Source organism: Streptomyces sp. NPDC051172, from assembly GCF_040682555.1.
In the GTDB taxonomy this organism is placed as follows: domain Bacteria; phylum Actinomycetota; class Actinomycetes; order Streptomycetales; family Streptomycetaceae; genus Streptomyces.
In genome coordinates this window covers 55,383-67,775 of sequence record NZ_JBFBBE010000027.1, presented here as the reverse complement: position 1 = coordinate 67,775, position 12,393 = coordinate 55,383, and the positions used below count along the sequence as shown (strand labels likewise).

Annotated in this window: 10 protein-coding genes; 5 read left to right on the top strand and 5 right to left on the bottom strand. The window is 69.7% G+C overall.

Going from position 1 to position 12,393, the window contains the following annotated elements:
* Positions 1-35: 35 nt before the first annotated feature.
* The gene (locus AB0N07_RS18600; RefSeq protein WP_365836214.1) at positions 36-1,136 is read right to left on the bottom strand and encodes a citrate synthase 2; all 1,101 of its coding nucleotides are present in this window, start codon (positions 1,134-1,136) and stop codon (positions 36-38) included.
* Between the two features lie 294 nt (positions 1,137-1,430).
* Between AB0N07_RS18600 and pdxH the strand changes: the two genes are divergently transcribed.
* Positions 1,431-2,099, top strand: coding sequence for a pyridoxamine 5'-phosphate oxidase (gene pdxH / locus AB0N07_RS18595; protein WP_365836212.1), 669 nt, complete (start codon positions 1,431-1,433; stop codon positions 2,097-2,099).
* A 266-nt stretch (positions 2,100-2,365) separates the two neighbouring features.
* Here the strand turns inward: pdxH and iscB are convergent, their stop codons facing one another.
* Positions 2,366-4,024: an RNA-guided endonuclease IscB gene (gene iscB, locus AB0N07_RS18590; RefSeq protein ID WP_365836210.1), complete on the bottom strand. Its 1,659-nt coding sequence runs from the start codon at positions 4,022-4,024 to the stop codon at positions 2,366-2,368.
* A 259-nt stretch (positions 4,025-4,283) separates the two neighbouring features.
* On the opposite strand from iscB, the gene AB0N07_RS18585 reads away from it, so the two are divergent.
* Both AB0N07_RS18585 and AB0N07_RS18580 read left to right on the top strand, forming a co-directional pair.
* Positions 4,284-5,111 (top strand): GNAT family N-acetyltransferase, encoded by an 828-nt coding sequence (locus AB0N07_RS18585; protein WP_365836208.1) that lies wholly within the window; start codon positions 4,284-4,286, stop codon positions 5,109-5,111.
* A 134-nt stretch (positions 5,112-5,245) separates the two neighbouring features.
* Positions 5,246-6,652 (top strand): PAS domain-containing protein, encoded by a 1,407-nt coding sequence (locus AB0N07_RS18580; protein WP_365836206.1) that lies wholly within the window; start codon positions 5,246-5,248, stop codon positions 6,650-6,652.
* 54 nt (positions 6,653-6,706) lie between these two features.
* Here the strand turns inward: AB0N07_RS18580 and AB0N07_RS18575 are convergent, their stop codons facing one another.
* Positions 6,707-7,462, bottom strand: a complete 756-nt coding sequence (locus AB0N07_RS18575) for an SIS domain-containing protein (protein ID WP_365836204.1) — start codon at positions 7,460-7,462, stop codon at positions 6,707-6,709.
* Between the two features lie 226 nt (positions 7,463-7,688).
* Here AB0N07_RS18575 and AB0N07_RS18570 point away from each other — a divergent pair, with 226 nt between their 5' ends.
* Entirely contained in the window at positions 7,689-8,381 is a 693-nt protein-coding gene (locus AB0N07_RS18570; protein WP_030941023.1) for a metal-dependent transcriptional regulator, read from the top strand.
* Positions 8,382-8,969: 588 nt separating this feature from the next.
* The gene (locus AB0N07_RS18565) at positions 8,970-9,842 is read left to right on the top strand and encodes an alpha/beta hydrolase (protein ID WP_365836202.1); all 873 of its coding nucleotides are present in this window, start codon (positions 8,970-8,972) and stop codon (positions 9,840-9,842) included.
* A gap of 146 nt (positions 9,843-9,988) precedes the next feature.
* On the opposite strand, the gene AB0N07_RS18560 is transcribed toward AB0N07_RS18565, so the two are convergent.
* Together AB0N07_RS18560 and AB0N07_RS18555 are read right to left on the bottom strand one after the other, a co-directional pair.
* Positions 9,989-11,584, bottom strand: coding sequence for a transporter (locus tag AB0N07_RS18560; RefSeq protein ID WP_365836200.1), 1,596 nt, complete (start codon positions 11,582-11,584; stop codon positions 9,989-9,991).
* Positions 11,581-12,372 (bottom strand): ABC transporter ATP-binding protein, encoded by a 792-nt coding sequence (locus AB0N07_RS18555; protein WP_365836198.1) that lies wholly within the window; start codon positions 12,370-12,372, stop codon positions 11,581-11,583. Before AB0N07_RS18555 ends, AB0N07_RS18560 begins: the two co-directional genes overlap by 4 nt.
* Positions 12,373-12,393 lie beyond the last annotated feature (21 nt).

Sequence of the window (12,393 nt, the reverse complement as noted above, 5' to 3'; positions counted from 1 at the left end):
CGGGCCCATGCCTCGGCCCGCACCGCCCGCGCCCCTCAGCGCGCGATGCCCTCGTATCCCTCGATCTCCGAAGGACGCCGCACACCCGGCCCCACATACCGCGCAGACGGCCGCACCAGTCGGCCCGTCCGCTTCTGCTCCAGGATGTGCGCCGACCAGCCCGCCGTACGGGCACACGTGAACATCGAGGTGAACATGTGCGCCGGCACCTCGGCGAAGTCGAGAACGATCGCCGCCCAGAACTCGACGTTCGTGGCAAGGACTCGATCCGGACGCCGCGCATGCAGCTCTGCCAGCGCCGCCTTCTCCAGCGCCTCGGCCACCTCGAACCGCGGGGCGCCCAACTCACGGGCCGTACGCCGCAGCACACGCGCGCGTGGGTCCTCGGCGCGGTACACGCGGTGCCCGAAGCCCATCAGCCGCTCGCCCTTGTCGAGGGCCTGCTTGACGTACGCCTCCGCGTCCCCGGTCCGCTCGATCTCCTCGATCATGCCGAGGACCCGGGACGGCGCACCGCCGTGCAGCGGGCCGGACATCGCTCCCACGGCGCCGGAGAGCGCCGCGGCGACATCCGCGCCGGTGGAGGCGATGACGCGAGCCGTGAACGTGGACGCGTTCATGCCGTGCTCGGCGGCGGAGGTCCAGTAGGCGTCGACCGCGGCCACATGCTTGGGGTCCGGCTCGCCCCGCCAGCGGATCATGAAGCGCTCGGTGATCGAGTGGGCCTTGTCGATCTCCCGCTGCGGAACCATGGGCCGGCCCTGGCCGCGGGCCGACTGGGCGACGTAGGAGAGGGCCATGACGGCGGCTCGGGCCAGGTCCGCGCGGGCCTGCTCGGCGTCGATGTCCAGGAGGGGCTTGAGGCCCCAGACGGGTGCCAGCATGGCCAGCGCCGACTGGACGTCCACCCGGATGTCACCGGAGTGCACGGGGATCGGGAACGGCTCGGCGGGCGGCAGGCCGGGGTTGAAGGCGCCGTCGACGAGGAGGCCCCAGACGTTCCCGAAGGAGACGTGACCGACCAGGTCCTCGATGTCGACGCCCCGGTACCGGAGGGCGCCGCCCTCCTTGTCCGGTTCGGCGATCTCCGTCTCGAACGCGACGACTCCCTCGAGCCCGGGTACGAAGTCGGACATCAGGCGGCTCCTCGTGATGTGTACGACAGATGTGCAGGGCAGGAAAACGGCGGCTCGGCCGCTGGATCCCCGGTCGTATCGTGCGACTCGTGGTCCTGGGTGGCCACCCTGGTGATGCCCCACGCGGCTGGTCGCTCAACCAGAACGCACCAGCACGATATCCCTGAGTGCCATTTTTGGGGAGGCTTCGCGGCACTCAGTGCCACAGGCGCTCATGGTCGGCGACGAGCGCCCTGCCGAAATCATGACGGACACCATGCCGAACAGCACCTGCACATACGGCAGGATGATCGGGTGACCGACCGAGACGCCGTCCCCTTCGATCCCGCCTCGATGCGCAAGCAGTACCGGGCCGAGGGCCTCGCCGAGTCCGATCTGGCCGCCACTCCCGTGGCGCAGTTCGCACACTGGTTCCAGCAGGCCGCGACTCAGGCCCACCTCTTCGAGCCGAACGCCATGGTCGTCTCCACGGCGAACGCTGAAGGCCACCCCACCTCCCGCACCGTACTTCTGAAGCACTTCGACGAGCAGGGATTCGTCTTCTACACCAACTACGACTCCCGCAAGGCCCGCGACCTCGCCGAGAACCCGTACGTCTCGCTCCTGTTCCCCTGGCATCCGATGGCCCGCCAGGTCATCGTCACGGGCATCGCGCGCCGCACCGGCCGCGACGAGACCGCCGCCTACTTCCGCACTCGCCCGCACGGATCACAGCTCGGCGCCTGGGCCAGCGCCCAGTCGAGCGTGGTTTCCACCCGCGCCGACCTGGATGCCTCGTACGCCGAACTGGCCGCCCGCTACCCGGAGGGCGAACAGGTGCCGGTGCCCCCGAACTGGGGTGGTTTCCGGGTCGCTCCGCAGGCGGTGGAGTTCTGGCAGGGCCGCGAGAACCGGCTGCACGACCGGCTGCGGTATGTGGCGGAGGCGGACGGGGGGTGGCGGGTGGAGCGGCTCAGCCCCTGAGACCGCCGGAACGCAGACGACCCGCGAGCTCGGGTTCCCCTGCCTTACGGCGGGGGAGCCGGCCGGACGTACCGGCGAGCTCGCGGGTCGGGTGACTGCTTGGGATTGGGCCGGCTGCACGGTTCTCTCCCGTGCTGGTCCGGCACCGCACTCGGTGTGGTGGCGAGCCGCTAGCCCGCAGCCACCTCGCATGTCCGGGTTTCACTCATTTACCGGATCACCTCCTTTCAGCGATGCCGACACACTAAGCATCGGGTTGGCGGCGTTCAAGCGATTTTTGGAGATACTGGCGGCGCGGCTTCAGGCCGGACGGTGTAGCCGTATCCGTCGCCCCGCTGCAGCAGCCGGAGATTCCGGTGGAGGACGTTGAATCGGCCGACCGTTGTGGTGAGGCTGTGCTGGCCCCTTGCTCGGACGGAGATCCGGCCGGTCCACGTTCCAGCCCATTTGCCGGAGGGCATGACCGCTCGCACAAGATCCCCGGTGACGTATCCGAAGTGCCGCTTCGCGCGAGCCCGCAGCAGGCGCGGGAATCCGTACCGGTCGGGGGTGGTGCGGGCATAGGAGCCCCGCCCGGTGGCCTTGGCAACGAGCACCTGCGCGGGGAACCGTACGATCGCGTCCCCGCTCTCGTGATCGAGCCGGCCGACGGACAGGGCATCCAGGGTGTGCGTTTTGCCGAGCCGCATGGCGTCGCGGTTCGACTTGGTCAGGTGGCCCGGCCAGATGTGTACGGGCCTTCCGAGACCTTCCAGTTCCCCTATGAGGAGCCGCTGGGTGCTGTTCATGACAGCGGCGTCGCGGAGCGATGCCTGGGTCTGCTCAAGGATCTTGGCCAGTCGTTCGGGGCGGTGAGCGAGGAAGGACTCGACCGATCTGCTGCCTTTGGCCTTGTTGCAGGACACACAGGCGAGGACGAGGTTGGAGATGCGGTTAGAGCCGCCTCGGCTGCGTGGCCGTAGATGCTCGATGTTCAGGGGCACGCCAGTGGCGTCGCAGTAGGCGCAGGCGCTGTTCCACTTGGCGTGGAGATAGGCGCGGACTGTGGCCCCGGCGAGCGGGCCCTGTGCGTATTCAGCCCCGTATAGAGGCCTGCCCGCACTCATGGCATGAGTGTCGAAGGAGACGCTCTCCATGTGGATCTCGGTGATGGGTGCATAGCGGCACATGCGAATTGCTTGGGACAGGGTGGTGTCGACGCGGTGGCGCAGTGAGGGCGGTAGCCATCCCTTCGGCTGGGGCCGGTTGTTGGAGCGGGGGGCTCTATACCGGCAGTTGGCCGAGCGCCTTCTGTGTCGGTATCCGGCGCGTTGTTGCATGCACATACGGATCTGGTCGCCGCGGTGCTGGAGTTCGACCGAGATCAGCCCGCGTCGGACGGTGACGGTGGCGCCTTGGGCGTTGGTCTCCTTCTTCTCGTCTGTGAGGTGGAGGCCGGTGCCTTTGGAGCCGGGGTCGATGCGTAATTGGACGCCGTCGACTTCTGAGTCGGCGCGTGTGCGGTCTTTCAGCCGGATGGTGAAGGGGATCTGCCGGGCGACCACGGCCCGTCCTTTGCGCAGGAGTTCGCGGGCGCGTGCAGGGTGGCACGGCATGAGGGGTTGCCCGTCCCTGGAGAGGACGAAGACCCTGCTTGCGCCGACACCGCCCGTGTACGACTGGTTGTGCGTAGGAGCGTCACCGCTCCCGTTCTCTGCCGCGTCCGCTGCCGAGGCAGCGTCCTTGACGTGACGCCGACGGGCTCTGGTGCTGTGCCCGCCGGTCTCCCCTCGCCCATGTTTCCTACCGGTGCCCCGCGCGGTGGCGGGGTGTCCGTGGGCCGTTTCGTCCCTGCTCCCAGGGGTGTCTGCTCCCACGGATTCCAGAGCAGGCTGCTGAGGAAGCACAGCCTGGTGGGTCTGCTCACCTGCAGGAAACGTAGTCATCGGGGCACCTCCCTGATCATTGGATCGTGATGACTGGGGCTGGTCACTCGACGACGCTGGGGTCGGGGAGCGAGTGACCTCCTCTCTCACTTATGAAGACGACGCTATTGGCCAAGCTCTGATCTGAGCGTCCAAACTGGCTCACGCCGCCCCTTCGTGCGAATTGCTCGAATTCCTCGAACATCCAGCCGATCTCGCTGCTAGCACGCCCGCCGCAATCCGCTACCACAAGTCGGCTTGATCACCTAGCTTTTCGACCATGACGGAGCGACGCGCGATCCTGAGTGGATCGACCTTCGAGGAGCAGATCGGTTACGCACGTGCCGTGGTCGACGGGGACCGGGTGCATGTGTCCGGGACCACCGGGTTCGACTACGCGACGATGACGATCTCTGACGACGTCGTCGAGCAGGCCGAGCAGTGCATACGGAACATCGGGGCAGCGCTCGCGGAGGCCGGGTGCGGGCTGGGCGATGTCGTGCGGGTGCGGTATCTGCTGGCTGAGAGGGACGATTTCGAGCCGTGCTGGCCTGTGCTGCGGGCGGCGTTCGGGGAGGTGCGGCCGGCGGCGACGATGATGGTGGTCGGGCTGGCGGATCCTCGGATGCGGATCGAGATCGAGGTGTACGCGCGGCGGCCGGTGCTGAGGATCGAGGCCGTGGGCTCCGAGGCGATGCTGGAGGAGTGGCGGTTCGTCCACAACGAGATAGTGCCGCCTGCCGCCATGTCGCTGGATGAGGCTCGGGAGCGGCTCGGGCGTTATCGGCTGGAGAACGCGTATCTGGGGGATGTTCTCGTCGGGTGTTCGACCGTGCGGCCGCCGGAGGGTGACGAGGGTGTGGCCACGGTGATCGCGCGGGTGCTGCCCGAGTTCCGGGGGCGGGGGTTCGGGCGGGCGATCTACGAGAAGGGGCTGGCGCACGCGCGTGTGCTGGGTGCCGGGGTGGTCGAGACCTGTGTGCTGGCGGCCAATGAGGGCGGGCTGCGGTTTGCCGAGAAGTGCGGGTTTGTGGAGACCGATCGGTATGTGTTGGACGGTGAGAGCGATCTGTGGATTGATCTTCGGCTGGTGATGGCCGGATCATAGGGATCGACGGGTGTTACAACGATTCCTTCAATCTTGGGGAACTCGGTGTGTGCTGCGTCACGTTCCAGTTAGATGATTGCGAGTGAGCGAACCGACGCGCCGTACGTGCGGACGCAGCTTGGCAGGGGGTCCAGGTGAGTGCTTCCCGGCGTAGTGGGACCACCGACGAGCTGGGGCCGGACGAGCCCGAGCGGGTGGGTCCGGTGGGTCCTGACGGCTCCGATCTGCTGGCCGCGCTGCTCGACGGGATGGATGCGGCGCTGTGTGCCTTCGACGCGGGCGGGGTCGTAACCCATTGGAATCGTGAGGCCGAGCGGATTCTGGGGTGGACCGCGGCCGAGGCGGTGGGCCGGCACGGGTTCGCGGGGTGGGCGGTGCGCCCTGCGGATGCCGAGGAGGTCGAGGGGCGGCTGCTGTCCGCCATGGAGGCCCCGGGGCGGCAGGTGCACGAGTTCGCGCTGCTGACGAAGGACGGCGGCCGGGTGCTGGTGCGGACGCAGTCCGCGGCGGTGCGCGGGCCCGACGGTAAGCCCGCGGGGGTGTACTGCGCCTTCAGCGAGGTGCATGCGCAGATCGATCTGGAGCGGTCGATCGCGCTGAGCGAGGCGTTGTTCGAGGACGCGAGCTGGGGTGTCGTGCTGGTCGATGCCGATCTGCGGCCCGCGGTGGTGAATGCTCATGCGGCGAGGGCGCTCGGGATCGGGCGTACGTCGGCGCTGGGGCGGCCGCTGGGGGAGTTGCTCGCCCAGGGTGTGGAGGAGCTGGAGAGCGCGCTCACGCATGTGCTGGCGGAGGGTGCGCCGCCGGCGCCGGCCGAGATCTGGGTGAGTGTGCGCGCGCCGGAGGGCGATCAGCGGCGGTGCTGGCGCTGTGGCTTCGTACGGCTGGCGTCGCCGCTTGCGGAGGAGCCGGTGCCGTTGGGTGTCGCGTGGCTCTTCCAGGACGTGACGGAGGGCAAGCAGGGCGAGCAGGAGGCGGCGCTGCTGCGGTTCCGGACCAACCAGCTGCACCGGGCGGCCCGGGCGGCCGCGGAGTGCGAGAACCCGGGTGAGGCGGCGACCGTCCATCTGGACTTTGCCCTCGCCGGGTTCGCCGACCATGCGCTGATCGACCGGGTGGCGGGCGGTGCGGTGGCCGACGGGGCGGCGGAGGGTCCCGTGCGGCTGGTGCGGGTCGCCTCGACGCCGTCGGGGGCGCCGGGGCCGAGTCTGCTGACCGGGCAGGCGGGGTTGCCGGTGCGGTACGGGCAGGGGCATCCGGCGTTGCAGTGCGTGGAGCGGGCGGGGTCCGTGCGGGCGAGCGTGGGGGCGGTGTCGGCGGAGCAGGCGCGTGAGTGGGCGCTGGCTCGGCAGTGGCCGGCGGACGCGGTGCACGCGTTGTGTGCGGTGCTGCGGAGTCGGGGGCGGACGTTCGGGGTCGTGACGTTTCTGCGGGGGAGTGGGCGGAGTCAGTTCGAGCGGGCGGATGCGGTGTACGCGGAGGATGTCGCCGTTCGGATTGCTGCGGCGTTGGATCTGGCGGGGGTTGTGGGGCGGGGATAGCGGGCGTGAGCCGCCCCAGGGGCGCGACTGCCCGCAGCTGGGGTGTCTCGGCGCCTACTGCTGGTAGAAGATTCGGTCTCCGTACTCCTGCATCACGCGGGCGTTCCATTCGTGGCCGCCGTCCACGTTCCCGGACCTCAGCAGGGGTGGCTCGATGCCCCGCTCGGCGAGTGCGCCCGCTGCCGTGGCCATGACGGCCTGGAGGATCGCGCTGGTGACGACCGTCGAGGCCGGGGCGAAGGGGGCCGGGATGGTGTCGAGGGTGAGGGCGGCGTCGCCGATGGGGATCTTGGAGTCGAGCACGATGTCGCAGTGGTCGCGCAGATAGGTGCCGGAGGTGTGGCGGGACCGGGTCTCGGTCGCGTACGCCACCGAGGTCACGCCGATGACCTTCACGCCGAGGGCGCGGGCGTGCAGGGCCATTTCGACGGGGAGGGCGTTGCGGCCGGAGAGGGAGATGATCACCAGGGCGTCCCCGGAGCGGAGCGGCGAGGAGTCGAGGACGGCGGTCGCGAGGCCGTCGACGCGCTCCAGGGCGGAGCCCAGGGTGGCCGGCATCACGTCGACGCCGACGACGCCCGGTACGGCGAGCAGGTTCATCAGGGCGAGGCCGCCCGCGCGGTAGACGACGTCCTGGGCGGCGAGGGAGGAGTGGCCGGCGCCGAAGGCGAAGAGGCGGCCGCCGTCCGTGACGGTGTCGGCGAGCAGGGTGCCGGCCGCCGTGATGGACTGTGCCTCCTCGTCCCGGACCCTTTGCAGGAGGTCGATCGCGGCGTCGAAGAACTGGTCGGCCAGTTTGCCGTCGCTCATGCGGGTCCTTCCGGGGCGGGGTGGGGGTCCGGGCGCGGATGTGTCGCGGATCACCGTGCGGTCTGGACCAGTGCCGTGTCAATACGGGGGGTGAGTGCCCGGTCGTAACGCCGTGGTTTCAGCGGCGAGGCACGGTTGTCAGTGGTATGCGTCAGAATTGAATCCAGGGCCAGCGCACACGCCGGGAAGCTGTCGTGCTTCCGGCAGATCTCATCGAGGGGCACGTATGTCCGGACTGATCGACACCACGGAGATGTATCTCCGCACCATCCTCGAGCTGGAGGAGGAAGGTGTGGTCCCCATGCGAGCCCGGATCGCCGAGCGACTGGACCAGAGCGGGCCGACCGTGAGCCAGACGGTGGCGCGGATGGAGCGGGACGGTCTCGTGTCCGTCGCGACGGACCGCCATCTGGAGCTGACGGACGAGGGCCGTCGGCTCGCCACGCGCGTGATGCGCAAGCACCGGCTCGCCGAGTGTCTGCTGGTCGACGTGATCGGCCTGGAGTGGGAGCAGGTGCACGCGGAGGCGTGTCGCTGGGAGCACGTGATGAGCGAGGCCGTGGAGCGGCGTGTGCTGGAGCTGCTGCGGCACCCGACCGAGTCGCCGTACGGCAACCCGATCCCGGGTCTTGAGGAGCTGGGCGAGAAGGACGGCGCGGATCCGTTCCTGGACGAGGGCATGGTGTCGCTGGCGGACCTCGACCCGGGCGCCGACGGCAAGACGGTCGTGGTGCGCCGTATCGGTGAGCCGATCCAGACGGATGCGCAGCTGATGTACACGCTGCGGCGGGCAGGTGTGCAGCCCGGTTCGGTGGTGAGCGTGACGGAGTCGGCGGGTGGTGTGCTGGTGGGCAGTGGCGGTGAGGCGGCCGAGCTGGAGGCGGATGTCGCCTCCCATGTGTTCGTCGCCAAGCGCTGACGCCGTCAACTTCCGTTGTTCCGGGGCGGTTTGGGGAGTCCTGCGGGCTTGTCGTCGATCTCTTCGGCCGTCTGGATCCGGTGCGTCGAATTCGCAGCGCTCGGACGTTTCGCGTGCGAGGCTGTCGCGTGGGGCATATGACTGAGGGGGCCGGGAGGATGTGCCGCAGACGTGTGGAGGGCCCCGGCGCCGTGTGGCGCCGGGGCCTGTCCTCCCCTGTGCTGACCCGGAGCCCCGAGCTCTCAGGGTCATCCCCTTCGGACCGTTTTCCCCGAGCGGTCCGCCTCCCGCTGAAGATCTCCCCTCGGCGGCGGCGATCATTCCTCGGGCGAGGTCACTCGTACGAGGGGTGTTGCCCGCGGACACAGTATTTTCGAATACCCATTCGATAGCCTTCGGTGACAGGTCACGCGGAATGTGCGCTTCAGGAGTGAGCGCACCAGCACTGAGCGCACAAGAAACTGAGCGCACAAGAAACTGAGCTCACACGAACAGGCAGCTGCACGGCACGGCAGGACACGGTTCACAGGACCGGCGGGCTCGAGTGGGAGCGAGCGGTCCGAGCGGAGCTAGGGGGGTGCCAGGACCATGGCGCGACGCATCGACGTGACGGGTGCGGGCGGCGTACGCCTCGCGGCCTGGGAGTTCGGCGACCCTCCCAAGACCGACCCGGCGCAACCCGTGCCCGAGGACACCCCGGGGGTGCTGTTACTGCACGGCCTGATGGGCCGCGCCTCGCACTGGGCGTCCACCGCCCGCTGGCTGTCCGGGCGGCACCGTGCCGTAGCACTCGACCAGCGTGGCCACGGCCAGAGCGACAAGCCCCCGCAGGCCTCCTTCACCCGTGAGGCGTACGTCGAGGACGCCGAGGCCGCGCTCGAGCAGCTGGGCCTCGCCCCGGCGGTCCTCATCGGCCATGCCATGGGCGCGCTGACGGCCTGGCAGCTCGCCGCCAAGCGCCCCGAACTGATTCGAGGTTTGGTCATCTGCGACATGCGGGCCTCCGCACTGGGTGTCGCCACGCAGCGGGAGTGGGCCGACTGGTTCAAGGCCTGGCCCGTCCCCTTCGCCACGCTCGCCGACGTACGCAAGTGGTTCGGCGAGGACGACCCGTGGGTGGAGCGGCCGAATCCGGCGCGGGGGGAGTTCTACGTCGAGGTGATGCACGAGTCGCCCGACGGCTGGCGGCCCGTCTTCGACTACGAGCAGATGCTGCGCTCCCGGGAGACCTGGGTGTACGACGCGCACTGGGAGGAGCTTGCGCAGGTGCAGTGTCCGGCACTTGTCGTGCGCGGGCTCGACGGGGAGTTGGGGCGGGCCGAGGCCCAGGAGATGGTTCGGGTGTTGCCTCTTGGTGAGTATGCGGAGGTGGCTGATGCGGGGCATCTTGTGCACTATGACCAGCCGGTGGCTTGGCGGGCGGTCGTCGAGCCGTTCCTCGACGCGGTGTTCACTGCGTGAGGCTGGGCGGGGCGCCTGATAGCTCGGCGGGTTCTGTTGTTTGGCGGGTGCTGGTCGGTGGGGGCTTGTCGCGCCCACGCGGCGGAGCCGCAAATCGACACAGCCCCGCGCCCCTGACGGGGCACTCCGGCGGCAGGGACGTACCGTCAGCCCTTGCTCACCGCCGTCAGGATTTCCGGGAGGCGGGCCGCCGTTCGTGGGGCTGCCAGGCGTAGGCCTGCCAGGGTGATGCCCGCCCCGTACGCCGCGCCGACCGGCAGCAGTAGCCAGCCCCACTGGTCGCCGTCCCTGGCGACGTTGGACCAGATCGTGGCGACGATGACGGGGGCGGACAGCAGGGCTGCGGAGACCATGCCGCCGAAGATGGAGATCCAGGCGAGGCCGGCCTGGCCGGGGGCCACGTTCTTGTAGCCCTCCTGGGGGATGGAGTACGGGAAACGGGCGGATGTCCATGCGCCGGTCGCCAGCATGGCGCCGAGCAGTGCGAGGGACAGGCCGAGCACCTCGGGCAGGCGGGGCCAGTCGCCGAGCATCGCGGTGGTCAGGACGGTCACGAGGGTGGCGTACGGCAGGGTGATCACCAGCAGGGCGAGCGCCCGGCCGCGCAGCTCGACATAGGCGTCGTGGGTGGAGGAGATGGTCGTGGCGACCATCCAGAACGCGGAGGTGTCCTGCCCGAACTGGTTGTACATCTGGATGCCGAGCATCCCCGCGGCGAAGCACGCGAAGTAGATCGAGCCGGTGCCCTGAAGGGCGTTGAACACGGGCACGATCAGGCCGATGGCGAGCGAGGTCACCCAGGCCGCCTTGGTCTTGGGGTCGCGCCAGATGTAGCGCAGGCTGCGTTCCATGACCGTGCCGGTGCGGCCAGGGGGCAGGAGGCGGGTGAGGCCGCCGGTGGTCCGTTCGCGGGCGGCGGGTTCGGCGGCCTGGAGGGTGGAGCCGTCGGGCGAGGTCATCAGCCGGGTCAGATGGCGGGACCACACGGCGAGCAGCAGCATCAGCGCGGCCACGCTCAGGAACAGTTGGAGGGCGGCGATGCCGTAGGAGCCGTTGCTCACCGAGTGCACCGCACCGATGGCCGACGCGGGCGGCACCCACTTCAGGACGTCCGCCACCGGGTCGAGCTGTGAGAGCCCGGAGGAACCCAGGTGCTGCGCCCCGAAGTTGACCAGCTGCGCTCCGACCGCGATGACCAGGCCGCTCAGCACCGCCAGGTCGCGGCCCTTGCGGCTGGTCAGCAGGCGGATGTTGGCGGCGGCGACGGCCCGCGCCAGGGCCACGCACACCAGCAGCACGAGGGCGACGGCGACGACGCCGACGGCGTAGGCCGCCCCGCCGTGCGCGACCGCGATCACCGACCCGGTCAGCAGAAGCAGCGTGAACAGCGGCCCGATGCCCACCAGGGAGGCCGCGAGCAGCGCCCGCACCAGCGGCCGGGGCCGCAGCGGCAGCATCACAAGCCGCGTCGGGTCGAGCGTCTCGTCTCCGCTGGGGAAGAACAGCGGCATCACCGCCCAGCCCAGCGCCAGTACGGCCACCAGCAGCGCGACCACGGGCAGGGTGTGTGTGTTCCCGTGCAGCGCGATCAGGCCGAGCAGCTGCAGCGCCCCGAACAGCACCACGACGACGGCCGAGACGACATAGGCGGCCCGCCGTCCGCCGGACTGCCTGAGCCCGTTGCGCAGCAGCGACAGCTTGAGCCGTACGAAGACGGGAGTGAGGCCTGCTTCGCCCGTCATCGTGCGCCGCCGCCCAGCCAGTCCAGGTTCGATCCCGTGTCGCGGCCGCCCGCGCCGACGAGTTCGAGGAAGGCCTGCTGCAGCGAAGCCGCCTCCCCGCGCACTTCGGCGAGCGTGCCGTGCGCGCGGATACGGCCGGCGGCCATCACGGCCACCCAGTCGCACAGCGACTCGACGAGTTCCATGACATGGGAGGAGAAGACGACGGTGGCGCCCGACGCCGTGTACCGCTCCAGGACGCCGCGGATGGTCTGCGCCGACACCGGGTCGACGCCCTCGAACGGCTCGTCGAGGAAGAGCACTTCGGGGTTGTGGAGCAGCGCGGCCGCAAGGCCGATCTTCTTGCGCATACCGGTCGAGTAGTCGACGACGAGCTTGTGCTGGGCGCCGGCCAGGTCGAGCACGTCGAGAAGCTGCGTGGCCCGCTTGTCGACCTCCGCCCCGGGCAGTCCGCGCAATCGTCCGCTGTACCCGAGCAGTTCACGCCCCGACAGCCGCTCGAAGAGCCGCAGCCCCTCCGGCAGCACCCCGATCCGCGCCTTCACCGCCACCGGATCCCGCCACACGTCGTGCCCGACGACCTCGACACTCCCCTGATCGGGCCGCAGCAGCCCGGTCACCATGGAGAGGGTCGTGGTCTTCCCGGCCCCGTTCGGCCCCACGAGCCCGATGAACTTCCCGGCGGGCAGTTCCAGATCAATCCCGGCAACGGCAACTTGCTGCCCGAACCGCTTCCACAGTCCCTGAACCCGTACGGCCGCTGAACTCGCCACTGCTCCCGACGTCATGCAAGAACCCTACGGTGGTAC